This window comes from Streptomyces sp. NPDC091209, from assembly GCF_044757755.1.
In the GTDB taxonomy this organism is placed as follows: domain Bacteria; phylum Actinomycetota; class Actinomycetes; order Streptomycetales; family Streptomycetaceae; genus Streptomyces.
This window is the reverse complement of the sequence record NZ_JBIVVR010000021.1, coordinates 54,277-80,039: the sequence shown is the minus strand read 5'-3', so window position 1 is coordinate 80,039 and position 25,763 is coordinate 54,277. Positions and strand designations below refer to the sequence as shown.

14 protein-coding genes are annotated in these 25,763 nt (G+C 71.0%); 9 read left to right on the top strand and 5 right to left on the bottom strand.

The window, feature by feature from the left end; genetic code table 11:
* Positions 1-28: 28 nt before the first annotated feature.
* The 4 genes from ACIQRL_RS38620 to ACIQRL_RS38605 form a co-directional block, all read right to left on the bottom strand.
* On the bottom strand, positions 29-1,252 hold the full coding sequence (locus ACIQRL_RS38620; RefSeq protein ID WP_401340580.1) for a beta-ketoacyl-[acyl-carrier-protein] synthase family protein: 1,224 nt from the start codon (positions 1,250-1,252) through the stop codon (positions 29-31).
* Positions 1,249-1,494, bottom strand: coding sequence for a phosphopantetheine-binding protein (locus ACIQRL_RS38615; protein WP_401340578.1), 246 nt, complete (start codon positions 1,492-1,494; stop codon positions 1,249-1,251). Before ACIQRL_RS38615 ends, ACIQRL_RS38620 begins: the two co-directional genes overlap by 4 nt.
* 117 nt (positions 1,495-1,611) lie before the next feature.
* Entirely contained in the window at positions 1,612-2,613 is a 1,002-nt protein-coding gene (locus tag ACIQRL_RS38610) for a beta-ketoacyl-ACP synthase III (protein WP_401340576.1), read from the bottom strand.
* A 49-nt stretch (positions 2,614-2,662) separates the two neighbouring features.
* The gene (locus ACIQRL_RS38605) at positions 2,663-3,430 is read right to left on the bottom strand and encodes a BTAD domain-containing putative transcriptional regulator (RefSeq protein WP_401340680.1); all 768 of its coding nucleotides are present in this window, start codon (positions 3,428-3,430) and stop codon (positions 2,663-2,665) included.
* Between the two features lie 363 nt (positions 3,431-3,793).
* Between ACIQRL_RS38605 and ACIQRL_RS38600 the strand changes: the two genes are divergently transcribed.
* The 9 genes from ACIQRL_RS38600 to ACIQRL_RS38560 all read left to right on the top strand — a co-directional run bounded on the left by ACIQRL_RS38600 (position 3,794) and on the right by ACIQRL_RS38560 (position 22,509).
* Entirely contained in the window at positions 3,794-4,660 is an 867-nt protein-coding gene (locus tag ACIQRL_RS38600) for a DUF5829 family protein (RefSeq protein ID WP_401340573.1), read from the top strand.
* 76 nt (positions 4,661-4,736) lie between these two features.
* The gene (locus tag ACIQRL_RS38595; protein WP_401340570.1) at positions 4,737-9,848 is read left to right on the top strand and encodes an amino acid adenylation domain-containing protein; all 5,112 of its coding nucleotides are present in this window, start codon (positions 4,737-4,739) and stop codon (positions 9,846-9,848) included.
* A complete protein-coding gene (locus tag ACIQRL_RS38590) occupies positions 9,845-14,290 on the top strand; it encodes a MupA/Atu3671 family FMN-dependent luciferase-like monooxygenase (RefSeq protein WP_401340568.1) in 4,446 nt (1,481 codons plus the stop codon). Before ACIQRL_RS38595 ends, ACIQRL_RS38590 begins: the two co-directional genes overlap by 4 nt.
* Positions 14,287-18,534, top strand: coding sequence for a type I polyketide synthase (locus ACIQRL_RS38585; protein WP_401340566.1), 4,248 nt, complete (start codon positions 14,287-14,289; stop codon positions 18,532-18,534). The genes ACIQRL_RS38590 and ACIQRL_RS38585 overlap by 4 nt, the downstream gene beginning before the upstream one ends.
* Positions 18,535-18,540: 6 nt before the next feature.
* Entirely contained in the window at positions 18,541-19,776 is a 1,236-nt protein-coding gene (locus ACIQRL_RS38580; RefSeq protein WP_401340563.1) for an amidohydrolase family protein, read from the top strand.
* Between the two features lie 16 nt (positions 19,777-19,792).
* Positions 19,793-19,999 carry an MbtH family protein gene (locus ACIQRL_RS38575; RefSeq protein ID WP_401340561.1) on the top strand — a complete coding sequence of 69 codons (207 nt, stop codon included), beginning with the start codon at positions 19,793-19,795 and terminating at the stop codon, positions 19,997-19,999.
* A gap of 35 nt (positions 20,000-20,034) precedes the next feature.
* Positions 20,035-20,649, top strand: a complete 615-nt coding sequence (locus ACIQRL_RS38570) for an NADPH-dependent FMN reductase (RefSeq protein ID WP_401340558.1) — start codon at positions 20,035-20,037, stop codon at positions 20,647-20,649.
* Positions 20,646-22,250, top strand: a complete 1,605-nt coding sequence (locus ACIQRL_RS38565) for an acyl-CoA carboxylase subunit beta (protein ID WP_401340555.1) — start codon at positions 20,646-20,648, stop codon at positions 22,248-22,250. The genes ACIQRL_RS38570 and ACIQRL_RS38565 overlap by 4 nt, the downstream gene beginning before the upstream one ends.
* 31 nt (positions 22,251-22,281) lie before the next feature.
* Positions 22,282-22,509, top strand: coding sequence for a hypothetical protein (locus ACIQRL_RS38560; protein ID WP_401340554.1), 228 nt, complete (start codon positions 22,282-22,284; stop codon positions 22,507-22,509).
* Here ACIQRL_RS38560 and ACIQRL_RS38555 read toward each other — a convergent pair.
* Positions 22,488-25,499, bottom strand: coding sequence for an ATP-binding protein (locus ACIQRL_RS38555; protein ID WP_401340552.1), 3,012 nt, complete (start codon positions 25,497-25,499; stop codon positions 22,488-22,490). The genes ACIQRL_RS38560 and ACIQRL_RS38555 overlap by 22 nt on opposite strands.
* Positions 25,500-25,763 lie beyond the last annotated feature (264 nt).

Genomic DNA, 25,763 nt, shown 5'->3' with positions numbered 1-25,763 from the left:
GGGTAGGGGTGAGGGGACGTAGGGTTCGCTACGCCGAGGTGAGGACCAGCACCGCGTTCTGACCGCCGAAGCCGAACGAGTTGCTCACCGCCACGTCGATGCGCTGGGCACGGGGACTCTTCGCGACGACGTCCAGCTCGACCGCCGGGTCCAGGTTCTCCAGGTTCGCCGTCGGCGGCACGGTCTGGTTCTCCAGGGTGAGTACGGTCAGCGCCGCCTCGATCGCGCCCGCCGCGCCGAGGGAGTGACCGACCGCGCCCTTCGCGGACGTCACGGTCGCCCGTGCGCCCAGCAGTTGGTGCAGCACTTTGGACTCGGCCGCGTCGTTCAGCGGCGTCGAGGTGCCGTGCGCGTTGACGTGGTCGACGTCGCCCGGCGACACGCCGGCCGAGGCCAGCGCGGTCCGAAGGGCCTGCAGGGCGCCGGCGCCCGACGGATCGGGGGCCGTCATGTGATGGGCGTCGGCGGACGCCCCGTACCCCGCGACCCTGGCGCGGACGCGCGCTCCACGGGCCCGCGCGTCCGCCTCCCGCTCCAGGACCAGTACACCGCTTCCCTCACCGATGACGAATCCGTCGCGATCCGCGTCGAACGGGCGGGACGCGGTGGCCGGTTCGTCCAGCCGCCGGGAGAGAGCTCCCATCCGCGCGAAGCCGGTGACGATCAGCGGACTCACCCCGGCCTCGCTGCCGCCCGCGATCACCACGTCGCACTGATCGTCGTGAAGCAGCTGGGTCGCGACGCCGATCGCGGTCGCGCCGGAGGCGCAGGCCGTCGCCGTGACGAAATTGGGCCCGCGGGCACCGAACTCCATCGCGAGATGACCCGCGACCATGTTCGGCACCAGCAGGGGGATCAGCAGCGCGGAGACCGAGCCCGGTCCCTCGTCTAGCAGGATCCGGTGCTGCTGCTCCCAGGTCGAGACGCCACCGAGCCCGCAGCCCACCACGACGCCGACACGCGCGCCGTCCCACGTCCGGGGGTCGAGCCCGGAGTCGGCGACGGCCTCACGCGCGGCGACGACGGCGAGCTGGACGAACCTGTCGTGCACGAGGTTGCTGCGCCGTCCGACGAGCTTGGCCGCGTTGAACTCCGGGACGGTGTAGGAGATGTCGACCGGAAGGCCCTGGAGCGTGGGATCACGTCGGGCCGTCGGCCGGGCCTCGCACACGCCTCGCCAGGTCGCCTCGGCGCCGATGCCCGCGGCGGTGACCAGACCGAGCCCTGTGACGGCGACGGAGCGAGCGCTCATGACGTGGTCGCCGCCGCCTGCTCCTCGATCACCTCGGCCGCCCGCCCGATGGTGTCGCGGGGCGACGCGGCGTCGTCGCTGACCTTCACACCGAGTTCCTTCTCCACCACCAGCAGCAGTTCCACGAGGAAGAGCGAGTCCATCTCCAGGTCCTCGAAGGTCACGTCGGGTTTGATCTCCGAGCGCTCGACCTCGAAACGGTTGACCAGAATGTCCACGATCTTGTCGTACATGGCTGTCATCACGGATTCCCTTCGTCCTTGGTGCTGTCCGGTGGTGCTGTCCTTTGGTGGTGTGCGGTGGTTTGTCCGGCAGTGGTGCGCACGGGCCGGGGGCCGGCACCGCGCCGCGCCGCGTGGTCACGCCAGGCTGTCGCCGGGCCACGTCAGTACGGACGAGCCCCAGGTGAGACCACCGCCGAAGGCGGTGAGCAGGATCCGGTCACCCGGGCGCAGCATGCCGGTGGTGTGCGCGTGGTGGAGGGCCAGCGGGATGGACGCGGCCGCGGTGTTGCCGACCTCGCCGATATGGCTGACGGCGCGCTCGGCCGGGATGTCGAGCTCGTCGGCGAGCCGGACGAGGATCCTCGCGTTGGCCTGGTGGGCGACCAGCCAGTCGACATCGGCGGTGCGCCAGCCCGCCCGGTCGAGCGCCGTGGTCGAGGACTTGGCCATACGTTGTACCGCCTGCCGGAAGACCTCCTTGCCGGCCATCGCGAAGTAGCGGTCCGAGGCCTCGGCGGGCAGCCCGGACAGGCGCTGCTCCGAACCGTCGGCGCGTACCGTGATCAGATCGCGGCCCGCACCGTCGCTGCCGAGGTCGAACGGGCCGATGGCGCCCGGTTCGCCGGGCTCCCCCGCACGCAGGACGACCGCGCCCGCGCCGTCACCGAAGATCGCCGAAGTCGACGGGTCCGTCGGGTCGAGAATGCTGGAGAACGTGTCCGCCCCGATGACCAGGGCGCGGGTGGACACACCGGACGCGATCAGCCCGGCGGCGGTGGCGAGACCGTAGACGAATCCCGTGCACACGGCGGAGATGTCGAACGCGGCCACGCCCGGCAGCCCGAGCCGTGTCGCCACCGTGGGAGCGGTCGCCGGACAGATCCGGTCGGGTGTGGACGTCGCCACGAGGACGGTGTCCACGCGGAGGTCTCCCGAGTGGGCGAGTGCCTGCGCGCCGGCCCCGACCGCCAGGTCGGAAGTGGCCGTTCCGGGCGCGGCGAAGTACCGGCGGCGGATGCCGGTCCGCGAGCGTATCCATTCGTCGGAGCCACCGGACACGGCGGCGATCTCCTCGTTGGACACCGCGCGGGGCGGCAGGCAGCCGCCGATGCCGGTGAGTATCGCGGCCGGGGTCACCGGATGCCGCCCATCGGCACCTCGGTCGTGCCGGGGACTCTCACCCCGTTCACGCGATCCGGCCCATGGACGAGGCCCCGGTGACCCCGGTCAGCGTGAGAGCGGGGTCCTGGGCCAGGATCTCGGCGTAGCGCTGCCGCAGGAGCAGGCCCGGCTGGACGCCCAGGTCCTCGTCCAGCCGGCGACGGGTGCGGTGGTACAGGGTCAGCGCCTCGCCCTGTCGTTCCGAACGGTACAGAGCGATCATCAGCTGAGCGCAGAGGTGTTCGTTCAGGGGGTGCTGGGCGACGAGGGGGCGCAGGTCGGCGGCGGCCTGACGGACGTCGCCGATCGCCAGCCTGGCGCTGACGAGGTCTTCCCACATGGTCAGCCGACGCTCGTCGAACAGTGCGGCCGCCGCCTTGCACCGCAGGCCGTCACCGGCGTCCAGCAGGGCCGGCCCGCGCCACAACCGCAGCCCCGACTCCAGGAGTTCGATCGCCCGGTAGGGGTCGTGGCGCAAGGAGGCCGAGCCCCGCGCCGCGAGGTCGAGGAACCGGTTGCCGTCGACGGACTCGCGAGGGATGTCCAGTACGTAGCCGTTGTACACGGTGCGCAGCGCGGTGCCGGCCGCGCGGCCCCGAGACGGGCTCTCCAGGACCTTCCGCAAGCGAGCGGCGTGCGCTTGGAGCGCGTTGTGCACATTGCCGAGAGGGTGGCCGGACCACAGCTCGTCGGCGAGTTCGACGTGGGAGATCGGCTGACCGGGTTCCAGCGCCAGAGTCGCGAACATGGCACGTACCTTGTTCGAGCGAATTTCACGTTCATGACCGCCCACCGTGACGGAGACGGTGCCAAGAATTTCGATGTGCACGGCACTCCTAAGTCAATTCGACTCGTCCGGCGTCCTGTCGGCGGCATCGCCATGGCGTGCGATTGTCGGCTACCGCGATCTCGTGTAGATCAAATCGCTCGAAGGCCAATCGTTGTCGTGGGACGGACGGAGTGTCAAGGGAGGTTTCGCCGGTACAGGGGGTACCCCAGGGGTTCTCCAAGGGTGCCCAGGGAATCCCCTGGTGCCTTACCGGGGGCGGCTGATGCAAGACTCCTGGCGCTGGAGTCCGCCGAGGACAACCGCGTTAATGCGATGCGCGTCGACTGTTCGTCAGACCATCGATTCGAACGGGATCGGAGCATACGTATGACCAGTGGATCCGCAGTGAACGGGGGACCGGTTCCCTGCCTCGACCACGTCATGGTGCTGCTCGACGGCGCCGCGCACCGCGACGCGTCGTCGAGCGGATTTCTGGCGCGGGACTTCGGCAGGATCAAGCGCAAGGAGGCGGAGAGCTCCGTCGCGGGGCAGTACTCCACCCTGGGTGTGGCCGGCGAGAACACCTTGATCGAACTGTTCGGCAGCGACATGCCCGGCGCGTCGCCGCTCACGGGCGGCCTGGTGTTCTCGTTCGAGGAGCCGGGCTCCGCCGAGCGTGCCCGTGCCCTGCTGGACGCCTCGGGCGAGGTCAAGTACCACCACGACGTGGTGCGTCGCTCGGTGGAGGGCGAGGACGAGCAGCAGCCCTGGTACCACCTGATCAGCGTCGACCTGGGCGAGGGCAGCCCACTGCTGCTCTTCCTCAACGAGGTGACGCCCGAGTACTTCCACTCCCTCGGCGCCCGCCCCGCACCGGATGGGAGACTGCCCCGGAAGAACTACCTGGACGCGGCGCTCGGAGCCGTGGCGGGCGGAAACAGGTTGATGAGGGACGTCGTCGGGGTGACGCTCTCGGTCACCGCGGAACGCGGCCGACGCCTCGCCGACGCACTCTCGGTCTTCGGCTACGCGGCCGCCGAAACCGCTTCCGGAGTACGGGAACTGCGCGGTCCTGGCCTCACCGTCCGACTGGAGACCGGCGACGGTCCGGAACACGTAACAGAAATCGAGATCAGCCTGGACCCCGAGGTGTACGACCCCTCGATGCCCACGGAATTCCGATTCGGCGAGACCTCGCGACTGGTCGTCGAATCCGCGGAGAACGCGCGATGGAGCTTCACTCCGTCACCTTGAGGGATCTTGCGCTGGACGGGCCGGGAAGGTCAATTCGGTCATGGCAGATCGAGTGCAATAGGGGAGCACAAGAACAATGCCTGAGACGACTCCACTGTTCAGTGAGATATTCGACCGGAATGTCGCGACGTCACCGGAAGCCATCGCGGTCGAGTTCGGTGATCAGCGGCTGTCGTACCGTGAATTGGACGACAGATCGGCCCGGTTGGCCGCGGAACTCATCCGCAGAGGTGCCGGCCCGGACACCGTGGTCGGGGTCGCGGCGCGTCCCTCGCTCCATCTGCCGACGGCGGTACTCGGCATCCTGCGCGCCGGTGCGGCCTGGCTCCCGCTCGACCCCGCCTACCCGGCCGACCGGCTCCGCTACATGATCGCCGACTCCGGGCTCCGCCTGCTCGTCGCCGATGCCGACACCGCGCGCGAGACGGCGTACGACGGTCTGGAGACCATCGGCCCGGACGTGGGCCCCGCCGGTCCGAAGACGCCCGCCGCAGGGCAGCCGTGGCCCCGTCCGGCACCGGACCGACTCGCCTACGTGATCTACACCTCGGGGTCCACCGGCCGTCCCAAAGGCGTCGCACTCACCCATCGGGGACTGGCCAATCTGGCCCGCGCGCAGGTCGACACCTTCGGCGTCGGACCCGACGACCGGGTGCTGCAGTTCGCGCCGACCAGCTTCGACGCCTCGGTCTTCGAAATGACGATGGCGCTGTACGCGTCCGCCACCCTGGTGCTGGCGCCACGCGACGACATCGCGCCCGGCCCCGGACTCGCGGACTTCCTGCGCGAGCGCCGCGTCACCCATCTCACGCTGCCGCCCTCGGTGCTGGCCACGCTGCCCACGACCGCGCTGGACGACCTGGCGGTGCTGGTGTGCGCCGGCGAGGCGCTGCCGGAACACCTCGTCGAGCAGTGGCTGCCCGGACGCCGCATGTTCAACGCGTACGGGCCCACCGAGACCACCGTGTGGGCCACGGTCGCCGAGCTGACACCCGGCGGAGGCAAGCCCTCCATCGGCACGGCCATCCGCGGCGCCCACACTTCGGTCGTCGACGAGTCGCTGCGGCCGGTATCCCCGGGCACGGCCGGCGAGTTGCTCATCGGCGGGGCGGGCGTGGCGCGTGGCTACCTCGGGCGGCCGGGCCTGACGGCCGAACGCTTCATCCCCGATTCCCGATCGACCGAGCCCGGGGCCCGGCTGTACCGCACGGGGGACCGCGTGGTCCAACGGGAGGACGGCTCGCTGGAGTTCCTCGGCCGCCTGGACCATCAGGTCAAGATCCGCGGCTTCCGCATCGAACCCGACGAGATCGCCCGGCGACTGGCCGAGCACGAGCGGGTCACCGACGCCGTGGTGATCGCGCGTGACGACGGCGCGGGGCCGCGGCTCGTCGCCTACGCGACGGGTGCCGCCCTGGACGCCGCGGAGCTGCGCGCCCATCTCGCCGAGCGCCTCCCGGAACACATGGTGCCGGCCGTCGTCGTGCCCCTGGAGCGGATGCCCCTGACCCCGAGCGGCAAGATCGACCGGGACCGGCTTCCCGCGCCGCCCAGCGGATCCCGCGCACCCTCCGACCGCCAGGAGCCCCGCACCCCCACCGAACGGGCACTCGCCGCCATGCTGGCCGACCTGCTGTCCCTCGAATCGGTCGGCGCCGACGACGACTTCTTCGCCCTCGGAGGCCACTCCCTGCTCGCGGGGCGGCTGGCCGCCCGCGTGCGCTCCGAACTCGGCCGCGAGCTCCCGCTGCGCCGCCTGTTCGAGGCACGCACCGTGGCGGAGATGGCCCGCGTCATCGACTCGCCCGCCGACGGGCCGACCGTGCCACCGATCCGGGCCCGCGCACGCGGGGGCAGTGACACACCGGTACCGCTGTCCTTCCCCCAGGAACGCATCTGGTTCCTGGAGAAACTCGCGCCGGGCAACCTCGCCTACAACGCCCAGGCCACGATCCGGCTGCACGGCCCGCTCGACGTCGAAGCGCTGCACGCCACCCTCACCGAAATCGTGCGCCGCCACGAGGTGTTCCGTACCTCGTTCCGGGAGGTCGACGGCCGGCCCCTGCAGTTCCCGCAGCCGACGGTGACGGTCCCGCTGCCGCTGCACGACATGACCGCCCTGCCCGAAGCCGAGAGGGCGGAACGCGCCGCCGGCATCGTCCGGGAGACCGTGCGGGCGCCCTTCGACCTCACCGCGCCACCGCTGGTCCGCTGGGCCCTGATCCGGCACGGCGAGGCCGACCACACGCTCGTGCACGTCGAACACCATCTGGTGCACGACGGCTGGTCGTACGCGCTCTTCCTGCGTGAACTGCAGGAGCTCTACCCGAGTCTGGCGCGGAGCGAGCCGTCCCCGCTGCCCGAACCGGCCATCGGCTACTCCGACTTCGCCCTGTGGCAGCGGGAGTGGCTGCGCGGCGACGCCCTGGAGGCGTACCTCGCGCACTGGACCAGGGAACTCGACGGCGTACCGGCCGCGTTGGAGCTGCCCACCGACCGTCCACGACCGGTCGTACAGAGCTTCGAGGGCTCCTCGGTGCGCGTCGACCTCCCCGGGGAACTGTGCCGCAAGCTGCGCGCCTACAGCCGTTCCCGTGGCACCACCCTCTATTCCACGATGCTCGCCGGGTTCTCGGCGGTGATGTCGCGCTACAGCCGGCAGCACGACATGGTCGTCGGCAGCGGGGTCGCCAACCGCCGGCTGACCGAGATCGAGCAGATGATGGGCATGGTCGTCAACACCGTGCCGCTGCGCGTCGATCTCTCCGGGCAGCCGGGCTTCGACGCGCTGGTCCAGCGGGTCCACCACACCGTCGGACGGGCCCACGAATGGCAGGACGTGCCGCTGGACCGGCTCGTCGACGCACTGGCGCTGCCCCGCGACCCCGCCCGCAACCCCTTGTTCCAGGTCATGTTCAGCTTCCACGACTCGCAGATCCCGGACCTGGACTTCATGGGCCTTCGCGGCTCCGTGCTGGAACTGCACAACGACTCCGCGAAGACCGACATCAACGTGGTGGTCATCCCGCGCGCGGAGCAGCGCGCCGGCCACGGAGTCGGTGACGACGACGCGGCCATCACCCTCATCTGGGAGTACGCCTCCGGCCTCTTCGACCCCGAGACCATGCGCCGGATGGTCCGGTACTACACGACCTTCCTCGACGCGGCGCTCGACGCCCCCGAACTCTCCTACGAGCGGCTCCCCCTGCTCACCGACGACGAGTTCACCGGCGTTCTCCAGGGATCGCGGGGAGCGACGACACCGTTCCCCCACGACCGCACCGTGCCCGAGCTCTTCGCCGAGCGGGCGGCCGCCCGGCCGGACGCGACGGCGCTCGTCGGCGGCGCGAGGTCCTACACCTACGCGGAGGTGGAGGAGCGGGCCAACCGGCTGGCCCACCTGCTGCGGGCGCGGGGCGTCGGCCGGGACGTGCCGGTGGGCGTCCTGCTCGAACGGGGCGCCGAGATGGTGATCGCGCTGCTGGCGGTCCTCAAGGCCGGCGGCGGATACGTACCGCTCGACCCCGGCTATCCGGCGGACCGCCTCACCGCGATGCTCGACGACGTCGCCGCGCCGCTCGTGGTGACCCGCGCGGACCTGGAGGGGCGGCTTACCCCGGGGGCGGCCCGGACACTGGTCCTGGACGAGCTCGCCGGAGAACTGGCGGCCGCCCCGGCCCACGCGCCGGCCCCGCAGGCCGCACCCGACAGCCTGGCGTACGTCCTGTTCACCTCCGGCTCCACCGGCAGGCCCAAGGGCGTGATGGTCGAACACCGCTCGGTCCTCAGGCTGGTGTGCGGGACCGACTACGTCTCCTTCGGACCGGACGGGCGATTCGCGCAGGTCGCCGACGCCTCCTTCGACGCGCTCACCTTCGAGTTGTGGGGCGCGCTGCTGCACGGCGGCGCGCTGTTCGTGATCGACGCGGATCAACTGCTCACTCCCGGCGGGCTGGCCAAGGCACTGAGCGAGCACCGCGTCACCAGCATGTTCCTCACCTCGGCGCTGTTCACGGAGGTGATGACCCAGAGCCCGGCGGCCTTCGCGGGGCTGACCCATCTGCTGGTCGGCGGCGACGTGCTGAACGTGAGCCGGATACGGCAATTGCTGGACCTTCCCGCGGCCGACCGCCCGCTCCGGCTGCTCAACGGCTACGGGCCCACCGAGACCACGACGTTCGCGCTGTGCCACCTGATCGAGCAACTGCCGGACGGAGCGCCCTCGGTACCCATCGGCAGGCCCATCGCCAACACCACGGCCTATGTACTCGACCCCTACCTGCGGCCAGTACCGGCCGGCGTGCCCGGCGAGCTGTACATCGGCGGACCGGGCGTGGCCCGCGGCTACGCGAACCGCCCCCGGCTGACCGCCGAGCGCTTCCTGCCCGATCCCTACGCCGGCGGCGGAACGCGGATGTACCGCACGGGTGATGTGGCGCGCTACCACCGCAACGGAACGGTGGAATTCCTCGGCAGGGCCGACAACCAGGTCAAGATCCGCGGCTTCCGGATCGAGCCGGGAGAGGTCGAGGCGGCGCTCGGCGCCCACCCCGGGGTCGGCCAGGCCGCCGTGGTCGTCGAGGAGGCCCCGTCCGGCCGGCGGCTGGTCGCCCATGTGGCGCCCGCGCCGGGCCGGTCCGCGCCCTCCCCGGAAGAGCTGCGGGACTTCCTGGCCCGCACGTTGCCCCCGTATCTGCTGCCCGCGGCGTACGCCGAAGTGGCGTCGATGCCCCTGACTCCCAGCGGCAAGGTCGACCGGGCCGCGCTGCCGCCGCTCGACGACAGCCGCCTCCCGCTCGACGGCCACGTGCCCGCCCGCACCGCGACCGAACGGACTCTGGCCGGGCTCGTCGCCGAGATGGTCGGCGTCCCCCGAGTCGGGGCGGCGGACGACTTCTTCATGCTCGGCGGGAACTCCCTGCTGGCGATGCGACTGATAGGCCACGTCAACGAACTGTTCGCCGTGGACGTGCCGTTGCGCGACTTCCTCGGCACTCCGACCGTGGAGCGCCTCGCCGCCGCGGTGGACGCCGCGCTCGCGTCCGGCGGCCGGAGGCCGCACGCGGCCAGCGGCGCCGTCGGCGGAGCCGAGGCCGACGAGGACCTGCTCGACCGGATCGACGAACTCTCCGACGACGAGGTGGACGCGCTCTTGCGTGACATGGCTGAGAACGAGGTCGAACGATGACGGACGGCACTCTCCCCGGCGGCCCGGCCGACGACCGGCGGGCCCGGCTGGCCGAGCGGCTCAAGAGGCGCATCTCGGAGCGCCACCACCCCCTCTCCTATCCCCAGCAGCGCCTGTGGTTCCTCGACCAGCTCGATCCGGACAGCGCTGTCTACGTCGTCCCCCTCATCTACCGGATCAGCGGCCCGCTGGACGTCGCGGCCATGGAGCACGCGCTCGGCCGGATGGTCCGCCGTCATCACGTGCTGCGCACGGTCTACCGGTCGGTGGACGGGGTGCCGCGCCAGTTCGTCCGGCCGGCGGAGCCGGTGACCGTCCCGGTCCGCGATCTGTCCACCCGGCCCGACCCGGCGGCCGAGGCGGAGCGGGAGTGCCGGACGGAGGCGGGCCGGCCGTTCGATCTGGCCTCGGACCTGCCCGTACGGCCACTGCTGCTGCGGCTCGCGCCCGAGGAGCACTGGTTCTGTCTGAGCCTGCACCACATCGCCTGCGACGGATGGTCGCTCGGCGTCCTCGGCCGCGAACTGTCCGAGCTGTACGGGGCGTTCACGGCGGGCCGGGAGCCGGAGCTCGCACCGGTGCAGGTGCAGTACACGGCCTTCGCCGAGGAGCAGACGGCCCGGCTCACGGGGGAGCCGCTGGAAGAGATGCTGGGGTACTGGCGGGAGCGGCTCGCCGGAATCCCGGCCCTCGCGACCCTGCCCGCGGACCGTCCGAGGCCTCCCGCGCAGAGCCACCTCGGCGCCCATCTGGACTTCGCCATCGGTCCCGAAGTCACCCGGAAGGCCGGCGAGTTGGCGCGGGCCGAAGGCGCCACACCGTTCGCGGTGCTGCTGGCCGCGTTCACCGTGGTGGTGCACTCCCGGGCCGGCGGCGACGAGGTGATCGTCGGATCGCCCGTGGCGGGACGGACCAGGGCCGCCCTGCAACCGCTCATCGGCTTCTTCACCAACACCGTGGTCCAGCGCGTCGACGTTTCCGGCGAGCCGACCTTCCGGCAGCTCGTGGCCAGGGCCCGGGACGAGAGCCGGGCCGCGGTAGCGCATCAGGAGCTGCCCTTCGAGAAGCTGGTCGAGGAGCTTCAGCCCAGCCGTGACCCGGCCCACAATCCGCTCTTCCAGCTCATGTTCAGCTACCACGAGGGTGACGCGGACGGCCTGGTCCTGCCGGGGTGTGAGGTGCGGCTGGTGCCGGGCGACACCGAGACCGCGAAGTTCGACATCACCCTGAGCCTGACCCGCGTCGGCGACCGGCTGTCGGCCCGCCTCGAATACAGCACCGACCTCTTCGAGGAGGACACGGTCCGCTCGATCGCCGACCAGTTCGGCGCCGTCCTCGCCGCGGCCGTGGCCGACCCGGACATCCGACTGCGGCACCTGCCCGTGCTGTCCCCCGACGAGACCCGCCACGTCATCCTGGACGGGAACCCGCCCGCCGAGCCCGTGCCGGACGCGCTGGTGCACGAACTGATCGCCCGGCAGGCCGCCCGGACGCCCGACGCCCCGGCGCTGCTGGGCGCGGACCAGCAGCCGTCCGAAGCGATCACCTACCGGGAACTGGACCGGCGCGCCGAGGCGCTGGCCGCCCGGCTGCGTGCGTACGGACTCGCCCCCGACGTGCCCGTCGGCGTCTATCTGGACCGCTCGCCCGACCTGGTCGTCACCCTGCTCGCCGTCCTCAAGGCCGGCGGCGCCTACCTTCCGCTCGACCCCGGCTATCCGGCGGACCGGATCGCCTTCATGGTCGAGGACTCCCGCGCGCCGGTGATCGTGACGCGAGCCGCACTGGCCCCTCGGGTCGCCGGGCTGCCCGCGTCACCCCTGCTGCTCGACACGCCCGAGCGGGACCAGGCACCTTCCCGGCCCGGCCCGGCCGCCACCGTCCTGCCGCGGCATCTCGCGTACGTGATCTACACCTCGGGTTCGACCGGCAGGCCCAAGGGCGTGATGATCTCGCACCACAACGTCCAGACGTTCTTCGGCGGCATGGACAAGGTGCTCGGCGCCGACCCGCCCGGCACCTGGCTCGCCGTCACCAGCATGTCCTTCGACATCTCGGTGCTGGAGCTGCTGTGGACACTGGCGCACGGCTACCGGGTGGTCGTCCGCGGCGACGAACCCCGCGCGGGCGGCGCCGGGCCGGACCGCCCTGCCGTCACCTCCGCCGAACAGGCCCGCCCGGTGGACCTGAGCCTGTTCTACTTCGGCGGCGACCGGGGAGGCGAGCCGGGCGACGCGTACCGGCTGCTGATCGAGGGCGCCCGGTTCGCCGACCGGAACGGGTTCTCGGCCGTGTGGACGCCGGAGCGGCACTTCCACGACTTCGGCGGTCTGTACCCGAACCCGTCGGTCACCGCGTCCGCGATCGCGGCTGTCACCGAGCGCGTGGACGTACGGGCGGGCAGCGTGGTCCTTCCGCTGCACGACCCGCTCCGGGTGGCCGAGGAGTGGTCCGTCGTGGACAACATCTCGCACGGGCGGGTCGGCGTCTCGATCGCCTCCGGCTGGCAGCCGGACGACTTCGTGCTGGCGCCCGACGCCTACGCCGACCGCAAGAAGGCCATGATGAGCGGCCTCGACGAGTTGCGCCGGCTGTGGCGGGGCGAGACCGTACGCCGCCGCAACGGGGCCGGCACCGAGACGGACGTACGCGTCTTCCCGACGCCCGTGCAGGACGAACTGCCGGTGTGGATCACCAGCGCGCGCAGTCCGGAGACCTTCCGGCTCGCCGGAGAGAGCGGCGCGGGCCTGCTGACCCACCTCCTCGGGCACAGCGTCGAGCAGCTCGCGGAGAAGATCCGGCTCTACCGGGAGGCCTGGCACGGGGCCGGGCATCCGGGCGCCGGCCAGGTCACGGTCATGCTCCACACCTTCGTCGGGACCGACACCGACAAGGTGCGTGAGACGGTGCGCGAGCCGCTCTGCGCGTACATCAAGTCCTCCTTCGACCTGCTGACCGGTCTCGGCCAGGCGATGGGACGGGAAATCGATCTGCGCACGCTGCCCGAGGACGAGCTCGACCACCTCGTCGCGCAGGCCTTCGACCGGTTCTTCGAGACGTCGGGTCTGCTCGGCACACCGGAGCACTGTGCCGACGTGATCGACCGGCTCAAGTCGATCGGGGTCGACGAGGCCGCCTGCCTCATCGACTTCGGCGTCGAGCACGAGACGGTGCTCGCCTCCCTGGAACACCTCGCGACGGCCCGCGAGCTGAGCGAGGCCCGGCGGCGCGCCGCGGAGGCCGACGAGCCCATCGCGGCCCAGCTCGTACGGCACCGGGTCAGCCATCTGCAGTGCACGCCCTCGGTGGCGGGGCTGCTGGCCGACGACGAGGAGGCCGCCACCGCTCTTGCCGGGCTGGACCGGCTGCTCGTCGGCGGCGAGGCGCTGCCCGCCCAGCTCGCCGAGCGGCTGGCCACACTGCTTCCCGGCCGGGCGCACAACATGTACGGCCCCACCGAGGCCACGGTCTGGGCGACGACAGCGCTCGTGGGCCTTCCCGGACCGGCGAAGCCGGTGACGATCGGGCGGCCACTGGCCAACGTACGGGCGTACGTCGTCGACACCTATCTGCGGCCGACGGCCACGAACGTACCCGGGGAACTGCTCCTCGGCGGCCCCGGTGTCGCGCGCGGATATCTCGGCCGGCCCGCGCTCACGGCGGAACGCTTCGTCCCGGACCCCTTCTCCGCGGAGCCCGGGGCCCGGCTCTACCGCACCGGCGACCTGGTGCGCCGCCGCGCGGACGGCGACCTGGAGTTCCTCGGCCGTCTGGACCACCAGGTCAAGGTCCTCGGCCACCGCATCGAACTCGGCGAGATCGAGAACACCCTGGGCGCGCATCCGCAGGTGCGGGCCGTCGTCGTCACCGTGCGCGGGGACGCCGGGCACAGCCGTCTCGTCGCCTACTGCGTGCCCGTTCCGCATGGAGGGGACGCCCTGACGCCCGCCGCCCTGCGGGCGTTCGGCGCCCGGTCGCTGCCGGACTACATGGTTCCCGCGGACGTCGTCCTCCTCGACGCCCTGCCGATGACGGCCAACGGCAAGGTGGACCGCAAACGGCTGCCCGCCCTGGAGAACCGGCCGGCCGTCGTCTACCGGCCGCCCGGCAACGACAAGGAGCGCCAGGTGGCCGAGGCACTGGCCGGGGTGCTGCGCGCGGACCGGATCGGCATGGACGACAACTTCTTCGAGGCGGGCGGGAACTCGCTGCTCGCCGTGCAGGCCAGGGCGCGGCTGCAACCCGTACTCGGCGATCGGCTCTCCCTCGTGGACATCTTCCGGTACCCGACGGCGCGGGCGCTGGTCGGCGCGTTCGACACGACGGGGGCGGCGGCCGCGGCGGGCCGCGACGGACTGGACCGGGCGCGCAGGGCGGCGGGCAGGCGGGCCGACGCGCTCGTCCGGCAGGCGAAGCGACGAGCGGAACGGAGCGGGGCGTGACGGGCGGCGAGGAGGTGGAGGGCGTCGAACCGGTGGCCATCGTCGGCCTGGCCTGCCGGGTACCGGGGGCCAGGACGGTCGAGGACTTCTGGACCAACATGCGCGACGGGGTGGAGTCGATCACCTGGTTCGGCCAGGAGGAACTGACGGCCGCCGGCATCGACAAGGAGACGCTGGCCGATCCCGACTACGTCCCCGCGTCCGGACACCTGGCGGGCGCGGACCACTTCGACGCCTCCTTCTTCGGCTTCACCGCGGGCGAGGCCGAGACGATGGACCCCCAGCAGCGCGTCTTCTGCGAGACCGCCTGGGAGGCCATGGAGGACTTCGGCCACGACCCGGCACGCCTCGACGGCACCGTCGGCGTGTTCGGCGGCTCATTCATGAACAAGTACATGGCCCAGAACCTGAACACCAACCGGCGCTTCCTGCGCTCGCCGATGGCTCCGGCGGCCCGGATGTTCAACGACAAGGACTTCCTCGCCACCCGCGTCGCCCATCTGCTCGACCTGACCGGTCCGGCCTACACCGTGCAGACGGCCTGTTCGACCTCACTGGCCGCCACCCACCTGGCCTGCCAGTCGCTGCTCAATTACGAGTGCGATGTCGCGCTGGCCGGCGGCGTGACGGTCAATGTGCCGCTGAAGGCCGGTTACCCCGTCGCGGACAGCGGACTCTTCAGCGGCGACGGCCGATGCCGCCCCTTCGACGCGCAGGCCTCGGGCACCGTGCCGGGCAACGGCGCCGTGGTGCTCGTGCTGCGCAGGCTGTCCGAGGCGCTCGCCGACCGTGATCACGTCTACGCCGTGATCCGGGGTTCCGCGGTCAACAACGACGGCTCGATGAAGGCGGGATTCGCCGCGCCGAGCGTCGACGGCCAGGCCCGGGTGATCGCCTCGGCGCTGGCCGTGGCCGACGTCGATCCGTCCACCATCGGCTATCTGGAGGCGCACGGCACCGCCACCCAGGTGGGCGACCCGATCGAGGTCACCGCACTGACGCAGGCCTTCCAACTGCCCGAAGACGCCGTGGGCCGATGCGCGTTGGGCTCGGTCAAGGCCAACATCGGGCACCTGGACGCGGCGGCGGGCGCCGCCGGACTCATGCGGGCCGCTCTCGCCGTGTACCACGCGCAGATCCCGCCCACCGCGAACTTCACCCGGCTCAACCCCGAACTCCGTCTGGAGAGCACGCCGTTCTACGTGCCCGACGGCGCCCGCGACTGGCGGCCGGCCAGCGGACCGCGGCGGGCCGGGGTGAGCTCGTTCGGGGTGGGCGGCACCAACGTCCATGTCGTCATCGAACAGGCACCGGCCGCGGTTGCCGAGCGCTCGCCGGACCGGCCGCGGGAGTGGCAGCTGCTGCCCGTCTCCGGGCGGGACCGGCCCACGGTGGACGCCATGACCGAGCGGCTGGCCGCCCACCTCCAGCGCGCGGATCCGTCCCGGACCCTGGCGGACGTGGCCTTCACCCTGCAGGACGGCCGACGGAGCTTCGGCGTGCGCAGGTTCACGGTCTGCACGGACACCAGCGACGCCGTGCGCGCGCTGCGGGGCGAGGAACCGGACCGGCTGATCACCAGGGCCGCGCCGGACGGAGGGCACGAGGCGGTCTTCGCCTTTCCCGGCGGCGGCATGCAGCACCCGAACATGGGACTGGACATCTACCGCTCGGAGAAGGTGTTCCGTGCCGAGGTGGACCAGTGCGCCGACCTGCTGGCGCCGAGGCTCGGGTTCGACCTGCGCAGGCTTCTCTTCCCGGCCGCCTTCACCCCGCTGAGCGGCAGGGAACTCGCCGGCGGCGCCGCCACCATGGGGCGCGGCCAGGGCGCCGGCGTGGTGTCGGCGCTGTTCACCATCGAGTACGCGCTGGCACGTCAGCTGATGGCCTGGGGCATACGCCCGGCGGCGATGATCGGCCACAGCCTCGGCGAGTACGTCGCCGCCTGCCTCGCCGGGGTGTTCACCCTCCCGGGCGCGCTCGACATCACGCTCGCCCGCGGCGAGCTGTTCGAGCGGATGCCGCCGGGCCGCATGCTCGTCGTACGGCTGCCCGAGGAGGAACTGCTGCCCCTGCTGTCCGAGCGGGTGTCGGTCTCCGCGGTCAACGCACCCGATCTGACCGTGGTTTCCGGGCCGGACGAGGACATCGCGGCGCTGCTCACCGGCCTTCGCGCGCGGGACATCGACTGCCGCAAGGTGAGCGTGCCGGTGGCCAGCCACTCGTGGATGGTCGACCCCTACCTCGACGACTTCACCCACGAGGTGGAGCAACTCGCGCTGTCCAAGCCGGAGATACCCTTCGTCTCCGGTGTCACCGGCACCTGGATCACTCCGGTGGAGGCCACGTCCGCCGCTTACTGGACCCAGCATCTGCGGCGGCCGGTACGGTTCGCCGACGGGGTCCGCAGCGTTCTCGACCGGTCCGGCCGGCTGCTGCTGGAAGTCGGTCCGGGCAGGGCGCTGACCTCACTGGCCACCGCCCAGCGGATGGCTCCCGCTCCGGTCGCGCTCTCCACGATGGGGCTGCCGCGCGATGCGACGCCCGATCTGGCCCATCTGGTCACCGCTGTCGGCCGGTTGTGGCAGCAGGGGGTTCCCGTCGACTGGAACGCCTTCCACGGCGAGGCCGCCCCGCGCCGGACGAGCCTGCCCGCCTACCCGTTCAAGGCCGAGCGGCACTGGGTCGAGGCGGGGCGGCCCCGGCATCACACCGAGCCCGAGCCGAAGCCGGACTTCGAGGACACGGCACCGGAGGCGGCCGAGGACGACGCCGACGGGCGGGTGGCCCCACGTACCGAGACGGAACGCCAGGTGGCCGACATCTGGTGCAGCTTGCTGGGCGTCGACCGGATCGGAGTCGACGACGACTTCTTCGATCTGGGCGCGCACTCGCTGATGGTGACGCAGGCGACCCGCCACCTGCGGCGCATGGGCGTCACCGGGCTTGCCGCCCGGGACGTGCTGAGCGCGCCGACCGTGGCGGCGCTGGCCGCCCTGGTCGACCGGGCGCTGGGCCGCACGGACGCCCCGGCCGCGCCCACGGGCCCGGTCCTGGAGGACGAGGTACAGCTCGACGAGGACATCCGGGCGGGCGATCTGCCCGCTCCGCACGACGGCCCGCCGCGGGTGGTGCTGCTCACCGGGGCCACCGGGTTCGTCGGCGCCTTCCTCTGCGCCGAACTGCTGGAACGCACCGATGCCACGGTCCTGTGCCTGGTACGGGCCGCGGACGAGGCGGAGGGACTCGAACGGGTCCGCGCCACGCTGGACTCGTACGGCCTGCCGGCACCCGGGAACCGGCTGCGCGTGGTGACCGGCGACCTGGCCAGGCCGCTGCTCGGCCTGACACCGGACGGCTTCGACCGACTGGCCGCCGAGGTCGACGCCATCTACCACTGCGGAGCATGGGTCAACTTCGTCCGCCCCTACCGCGCCCTGAAGCCGGCCAACGTGCTCGGCACCCAGGAGATCCTGCGGCTGGCCGCCCGGTCGCGCCTCAAGCCCGTGCACCACATCTCCACCCTGGCGGTCCTCGCCGGCGCGATGAACGGCGAGCGGGAGATCCTTCGCGAGGACGATCCGCTGCCCGATCCGGTCGGCCACGACACCGCGTACAGCCAGAGCAAGTGGGTGGCCGAGGGGCTGGTCGGGCTCGCCCGGGAGCGCGGGATCCCGGTGACGGTCTACCGCGCGGGCGGGGTGCTGTGCGACAGCCGCAACGGGGCCGCCAACAGCGAGGACTACATCACCAAGGTCATCCAGGGCTGCGTCCAGCTCGGGCTCGCACCGCTTCGCGCGTACGAGCTGTCCGTCGGCACGGTCGACCACCTGGCGCGGCAGGTCGTCGGACTCTCCCGGCGGCCGGAATCGCGCAACCGGACCTTCCACACCATCGACCCGCGGCCGCTCCAGTGGAACCACGTCTTCGAGAGGATCAGGGAGTTCGGGTATCCCGTGCGCAGCGTGCCCTTCGACGAGTGGCGCGCGGCACTCGTGGAACAGGTGGACCGGGAGGGCGAGGACAACGCCCTGGCCCCGCTGATGGCCATGCTCGGAGAGGTGGCCGACCGGCGGACTCCCGCCATCGACTGCGCCGACGTCCTGCGGACCTTGGCGCCCGGCCAGGCACCCGCGCCGGCCCTGGACTCCTCGTTCTTCCAGCGGATGCTCGGGTTCTTCATACGCCGGCGACTGCTGCCCGCGCCCGAGCGCGGCGCGACCACCACCAGGACGGAGAAGTGACGGGACATGCCTCAACTGCTCACCGGCGCAACGGTCATCGACGGACTCGGCGGCGACCCGGTGCACCGCGGTTCGGTGCTGATCGACGGGGACCGGATCGCCGCCACGGACGTACGGGAACCGGCGCGCGACGCCGACCTCGTCGACCTCAGCGGACTGACCCTGCTGCCCGGTCTCATCGACGCGCACGTCCACCTCGGGCACTCCAGCGAGATGCGGGCCGTCCTCAACATGGAACTGTCCGTCGCCGAGCGGGCCGCGGACATCTTCCGCACCCTCCGCCAGACCGTGGAAGCGGGGTTCACCGCCGTCCGCGACTGCGGCGGGATCGACCACGGAGTGCTGCGCACCGTGGGCCGCGGGCTCGTGCCCGGACCCAGGATCTGGGCCTCCGCGTCGCCCCTGGTGCAGTGCGGTGGACACGGGCACCTCGGTTCGCCTTTCCTGCCGCCGGACGAGACCTTTCACTTCCGGGTGCGCGGGCTGACCGCCGCGGGCCGTATCTCCGACGGCTGCGACGAGGTGCGCAAGGCGGCTCGTGAGTGTTTCAGACAGGGCGCGAGCTTCCTCAAGATGGCGGTCACCGGCGGGGTCGTGTCCATCGCCGACTCGCTGGACGACACCCAGTTCACGATCGAGGAGATCGCCACGGCGGTGAGTGAGGCGCGGGCCCGGCACACCTACGTGACCGTCCACGCGCACAACGTCGCGGGCATCCACAACGCGGTCAGGGCGGGCGTGGAATGCGTCGAGCACGGGACCGGGATCGACGAGGAGACCGCCGCGATGATGGCGGCCGGCAACGTCAGCCTGGTGCCGACCCTGTCCATCGCCCAGGTCCTCACGGAGAACTTCGACCAGCACGGACTGCCGCCGCAGATCCGCGAACGCGTCGGCGACACCATGCAGGGCATGACCGACGGCCTGCTGGCCGCCCGGGAGGCCGGCGTCCCCGTCGGCTCCGGCTCCGATCTCATCGGACCGAACCAGAACCGGCGGGGCCTGGAGATCGCCCTCAAGGCCAAGGTCATCGGTGCCCGGGAGGCGATCATGTCGGCCACCTCGGTGAACGCGTCCATCATGCGCGTCGCGGACAGGATCGGCTCGATCGAGCCGGGCAAGTACGCGGATCTCGTCGCGGTGGACTTCGATCCGCTCACCGAGCCGGAACTCTTCGACAACCCCGACCGCGTCGTCCTCGTGATGAAGGGCGGCACCATCGTCAAGGACACCCGCAAATAGCGGGGGAGAGGCATCAATGGCGGATCACGGCAGCACTCCGCAAGCAGCCGACGGCTACACGGTGGTGCTCAACGAGGAAGAGCAGTACTCGATCTGGGACGTGTCGCTGCCGCTACCGGACGGCTGGCACGCCGAAGGGTTCTCCGGCGGCAGGGAAGACTGCCTCGCCCACATCGAAGAGGTGTGGACGGATCTGCGCCCGCGCAGCGTACGTGCCGACTGAACCGCCGGCCGCGGCCGGGAAGGGAGACGATCGGCTTGGCCACATGGTCGAGTGAGCCGAAACCGTTGGTCGTCGGGATCGGCGGTACGGGACGACCTGGATCGACGACGGACATGGCGCTGGCGACGGCGCTGCGGGGCGCCGCCGAGGCCGGTGCCCGGACCCGCCTCTTCGACGCCTCCTCTCTCGGGGTGCTGCCGCTCTTCCAGCCGCACCAGACGGAGCGCGGCGAGCCGGTCCTCGAACTGCTGGACGCCGTCGCCCGCGCGGACGGTGTGCTGCTGGCCAGCCCCAGCTATCACGGCGGCGTCTCGGGGCTGGTCAAGAACGCGCTGGACTACCTGGAGGACCTCCGCGACGCTCCCCGGCCCTATCTGGACGGACGCGCGGTGGGCTGCGTGGTCACCGCCGCCGGGTGGCAGTCCGCCGGGACCACCCTGTGCGCGCTGCGGTCCATCGTTCACGCGTTGCGCGGCTGGCCGACTCCCCTGGGGGTCGCGCTGAACACGACCGAGCATCCGCTGACCTCGACCGACCTCGACACCGGCCGCCGCTTCGAGACCCAGTTGCTGACGGTCGGCCGGCAGGTGACCGAGTTCGCCATGGCGTTCGGCGGATCGAGCGAGACCATGGCAGGGGCGACCAGATGACCTCATCGTCCGATCCCGTACCCGAGGCGGCACCCGTCGTACGGCACACCACGGCGGAGCGCATAGAGAGGTTCAGGCAACGGCAGCAGCTGGCACGCGAGCCGGGATCGCCGCGGGCGGCGCGGCGACAGCACGTGCTGGGCAAGCTCACCGCGCGCGAGCGCATCGAACTGCTCCTGGACGACGGCTCCTTCATGGAGACCGACCCGATGGCCCGCCATCGCTCGGCCAACTTCGGCATCGACAGCCGACGTCCGATGGGCGACGGCGTGATCACCGGCCTGGGAACCGTCGACGGCCGTCAGGTGTGCGTGTACGCGCAGGACGCGACCTCCTTCAACGGCAGCGTCGGCGAGGTGTTCGGGAAGAAGGTGGGCAAACTCCTCGACATCGCCATGGAGATCGGCTGCCCGGTGATCGGCATGAACGACTCCAGCGGCGCGCGGCTCCAGGAAGGCGTGCTGGCGCTCTCCGCGTACGGCCAGGTGGCCAGGAGGGTGGTCACCGCGTCGGGAATGATCCCGCAGATCTCGGTCATCATGGGCGTGTGCGCCGGCGGCGCGGTCTACACGCCGGCCGCGACGGACTTCATCGTCATGGTCAAGCGGACCTCGCACATGTTCGTGACCGGCCCCGACGTGATCCGCTCGGTGACCGGGGAGACGGTGGGCCTGGAGGAGCTCGGCGGGGCGAGCGTCCACGCGCGGCGGACCGGCAACGCGCACTACATGGCGGCCGACGAGGAGGACGCCCTCGCCTACGTCAAGGACCTGTTGTCGTATCTCCCGAGCAACAACCTGGACGAGCCGCTGAGTTACCCCACCCGGGTCGATCCCGCGGGTACGGCAGGGGACCTCGAACTGGACTCGGTGATCCCGGACGCCTCCGAGCAGCCGTACGACATGCACCGGGTGATCGAACGGCTCGTGGACGACGGGGATCTGCTCGAAGTGCACCCCGAGTTCGCGCCGAACATTCTCTGCGGGTTCGCCAGGATGGAAGGGCACACCATCGGTGTGGTGGCCAACCAGCCCATGCACCTGGCCGGCTCGCTGGACATCGACGCCGCGGAGAAGGCCGCGAGGTTCGTCCGGTTCTGCGACGCGTTCGGCATTCCGATCCTGACCCTCGTCGATGTTCCCGGCTTCCTGCCGGGCACGGTCCAGGAGTTCGGGGGGATCATCCGCCGTGGCGCCAAACTCGGGTTCGCCTACATCGAGGCCACGGTGCCCAAGATCACCGTCATCACCCGCAGGGCGTACGGCGGAGGGTACGCGGTGATGGGATCGAAGGAGCTGGGCGCGGACATCTGCTTCGCCTGGCCCACCGCGGAGATCGGCGTGATGGGCGCCCGCGGCGGTGTCGATCTGCTGTTCCACCGCGATCTCGCCGAGGCGGACGACCCCGTGGCGCTGGAGCGCTCCCTCGGCGAACAGTACGAGGAGACGCTGACCAGCCCCTATGTCGCGGCCGAACACGGCTGCGTCGACGACATCATCGCGCCGTCCGAGACGCGTCTTTCCGTGATCAGGGCGCTGCGTGCCCTGCGGAAGAAGCGGGTCGCGCCGTTGCCGAAGAAGCACAGCAACATTCCCCTGTGACGGGTCCGAGACGACAGGAGTCACTGATCACATGGCGCACGTACGTGAGGGGCTGAACGAACAGCTGCGGGCGCTCATCGGGATCTCCGCCGGGATTCCGCTCGGTCCCGGCATGGGAGTGCCCGGCGGGCAGGACAGGCCGGCCGCGGGTGCGGACGGCCTGCCCTGCCCGCGCTGCGGCCTGCCGGCCGAACATCTCGGGCAGGACGGACCGGCAAGCGGTTCCGCCCCGGTGAATCACTTCATGTCACTGGTCTGAGGCGCGTCGGCCAAGGGTTCCGGGTCGTCGCGGGCCACCGCCGCGGCGACCGCCGCCCTGTTCGACACACCGAGCTTGGCGAACACGTTGGACAGATGCATCTCCACGGTCTTCTCCGCGATATGCAGCCTCTTGGCGATCAACCGGTTGGTCAGCCCACTGCTCACGAGCGCGGCGATCTGCTGCTCCCGGCCGGTCAGGGCGATCACGCAGCTCTCCGGGTCGGTGCTCCTGGCGTGCGGAGCACGGGCCGCCAGCCTGCGGCGCTCGACGCGCGCCTGCCGCGCCAGAACGGTGGCCCCCAGTTGCTCGCAGGCCAGCTGGGTCGCCTTCAACTCCTTCGCCGCGTCGTCGAACCGGCCCTCGTGCCACAGGGCGAGGCCCACGACCAGGCGAGCGCGCAACGCGTCGATCACCCGGCCCGCCTCCTCCAGTCCCGCCGCGGCATCCTGCGCGGGAGACAGGGCCGCTTCCGGCTTCTGACGCAGGAGCACCTGCGCCTGGGCGAGCGTCGCCAGAGCCATCCGGCCGGGCTGACCGAGGAGGTCCGCCGCGTGTACGGCCCGCTGCGCCCACTCCTCCGCCCGCTCCAGCCGGCCCGCGGTGAGTTCCGCCCGGACCAGCAACTCGTACCAGGCGACCCGAGAACCGGCGTCGGCGGTCGGCAGGTCCGGCCCGCCGGCGTCGGTGACCAGGGCCAGGCACCCCTCGTGGTCACCGCCCAGCAGCCTGGCCTCGCCCAGAATCCGCAGGGCGAGCGCCTCCTTCCAGCCGCTGGCCGAGTGCCGGGGCTGGAGTGTGGCGGCGAGGGAGTTCTGCAGAGCGCTGTCGAGATGACCGAGAGCGATGTCCACGTAGCCCCGCACCGCGTAGGCGTTGACGAGTTCTTCCGGGCTGTCCGTGCGCTCGGCGAGGTAGACCGCGTGCTCGACGGCGACGTGTGCCTCGGTGAGCTTGCCCCGGTCGCGCAGGACGAACGCCTTGCCGGCCAGCAGATGCGGCAGGAACAGCCGGTATCCGCTGCGCATGGCGAAGCCGACCCCTTTTTCGAAGTGCCGGAGTGCTTCGTCCCAGCGTTCGAGCAGCACCTCGCTCCAGCCGATCCACATCACCGCGTCCAGGCTCTGCGCGAGCTCGCTGTCCAGCATCCCGTCCAGGATCGTGGTCGCCTGTCGGAGCAGCTCGTAGGCGAGTTCCGTGCGCCCGTTGGCGGTGTTCGCCATCGCCATCAGGCCGAGGCACGACGCCTGCAAGGGGCGGTGCCCGTGCCGCTCGACGACGGCCAGCGCCTCCTGCGCCCACTGGTAACAGCCCAGCGGGTCACCGCTGTGGAGCTGTCCGGCGGCGATCTCGAACTTCAGTGATGCGCGGACCAGGGCGTCCTCGCAGCCGAGAGCGCCGAGTTCCAGGCGCAGCATGGCATCGGTCTCCTCGCGGCCCCCGAGCAGCCGTTGCACCATCGCGACGAACGCCACGGCTTCGGCGTGCTGGGCGACCGGATCCCTGGGCAGGATGCTCAGTGCCTCGTGCATCAGGTCGCGACACTCCCGCAGTTGGCCCGTCGCCCCTCGGGCCTCCGCGAGCAGGATCATCATCCCGGCCCGTTGGGCCTCGAAGCGGGGCTGCTGCGGGAGGGCGCGCAGAGCGGTGGTGAGCCAGGCCGACGCCTTGCCGGGATCGGTGAAGGCCATGGCGCGGGCCGCTTCGTCGAGTATGCCGACGGCGGCGAGATCCCCGTGTCTGATCCACTGCTCCACGTGCGGGGCGCGTTCGCAGGCCGAGGCGCCACGTGAGCACAGGACCTCGTCGGCGCGGAGGTGCATGTCCACACGCCAGCTCAGTTCACTGTGGTTGTAGATGGCCCGGTGGACCACCGGGTGGCGGAAGGCGAAGTACTGGCCGCGCACCACCGGGTGGACCAGGTCCCGCCGGATCAACTCGCCGATGGTGCCCAGTACTTCGGTCTCCTTCCGGCCCAGCATCTGGGTGAGCAGGCCGGCTTCGAACTCGTGGCCGATGATTGCGGCGGCATCCGCGACCTCCCTCATCTCGGGCCGCAGGGAGGCCAGTTCCTCGGTGTACCGGGCGTAGTTGCCGAAGCGCGGTGTGTGGTGCAGCCGGGACAGATCGTCGCGTGCGGTGAAGACCGGTTGTTCGGAAATGAGCGCCTTCAGATATCCCGGGTTCCCCTCGCTCTCCCGGTACAGGTGCCGTCGGTTGAATGCCGTGGCCTCACCGGCCAGCATTTCTTCCGCTTCCTCTTCCGGAAGCGGTTCCAGGTGTATATGGTCGACGACCATCTGCTCGGACCGGCCGCGCAGGGCGGCCTGCAGCCGTGGGGTCGCCTGCCGATTCCGATAGGCGAGCACGAACAGCACCGGAGCCTGTGGTGGTCTGCGCAGCAGGCTCGCCAGGAGTTCGACGGACGCCGGATCGGTGACATGGCAATCGTCAAGGACGAGGACCAGCCTGGGTACCGCGAGCTGTTCCAGGAAACCGCGCACGGAGCGGAAGCCGGTCTGCGCCATGCACTTCACGGCGTCGGCCACACCTGCTCGGTCGGATCCCATGGTCAGCCGGAGGGTTGTGTTCAACTCCTCGCGCTGCCAGGGCGGCAGTCTTTCCACCGCCGCTCGCACGACATCGTGCTGGTCGTCGAACGCGTCCGAAAACAGACTGAACGGTTCTTCATCGTCGCGTCCGTCGACTCTGCCGGTGAATACATGGGAGTTTCCGGAGCGAGCGATACCGGCGAACCTTCCCAATACCGCTGTCTTGCCAACGCCTGGATCTCCGGTTATTTTGACAAGCCGGGCTACTGGCTGCCGTGGCCCTGTCTGACGGAGGGCACCGCTCAGCGAATTCAAGACATCTTTCCGGCCGAAAAGCGTCTCTGTTTGTGTGGGCGTGGGTGCGGGTTCCGTGGTGCCCCACGCCTCGGAACCAGGTGAAATAGTGGACTGGCGTGGATTGCGGTCGGTACGTGCCATCGTCCCCCCGTCATGCCGAAAGGTGCACTCCATGGCGGTGTGGACCGCACCCCCGTGATTTCGTACACTCCGCTCGGCACGTTAGCAGCACGAACGGGTGGCCGAACAGGCGTCACTGTGACCCCCGATTGCTGATCATTCCTGAAACCTCTAGGTCGTGTGCCGTCCTTGGTGACCCCTTTATGTAGTCCAAGGTGTGGATGTTGACCGGAAATCGTCGCATAAGTGACCGATTCGTGAAGGTTGGGCCGTAGATCCACTGTC

Excerpts from the sequence above, each read along its gene's own strand:
- ACIQRL_RS38595 (WP_401340570.1), top strand. The coding sequence starts at position 4,737 with ATGCCTGAGACGACTCCACTGTTCAGTGAGATATTCGACCGGAATGTC.
- ACIQRL_RS38575 (WP_401340561.1), top strand. The coding sequence starts at position 19,793 with ATGGCGGATCACGGCAGCACTCCGCAAGCAGCCGACGGCTACACGGTG.
- ACIQRL_RS38615 (WP_401340578.1), bottom strand. The coding sequence starts at position 1,494 with ATGACAGCCATGTACGACAAGATCGTGGACATTCTGGTCAACCGTTTC.
- ACIQRL_RS38580 (WP_401340563.1), top strand. The coding sequence starts at position 18,541 with ATGCCTCAACTGCTCACCGGCGCAACGGTCATCGACGGACTCGGCGGC.
- ACIQRL_RS38555 (WP_401340552.1), bottom strand. The coding sequence starts at position 25,499 with ATGGCACGTACCGACCGCAATCCACGCCAGTCCACTATTTCACCTGGT.
- ACIQRL_RS38600 (WP_401340573.1), top strand. The coding sequence starts at position 3,794 with ATGACCAGTGGATCCGCAGTGAACGGGGGACCGGTTCCCTGCCTCGAC.
- ACIQRL_RS38560 (WP_401340554.1), top strand. The coding sequence starts at position 22,282 with ATGGCGCACGTACGTGAGGGGCTGAACGAACAGCTGCGGGCGCTCATC.
- ACIQRL_RS38565 (WP_401340555.1), top strand. The coding sequence starts at position 20,646 with ATGACCTCATCGTCCGATCCCGTACCCGAGGCGGCACCCGTCGTACGG.
- ACIQRL_RS38590 (WP_401340568.1), top strand. The coding sequence starts at position 9,845 with ATGACGGACGGCACTCTCCCCGGCGGCCCGGCCGACGACCGGCGGGCC.
- ACIQRL_RS38620 (WP_401340580.1), bottom strand. The coding sequence starts at position 1,252 with ATGAGCGCTCGCTCCGTCGCCGTCACAGGGCTCGGTCTGGTCACCGCC.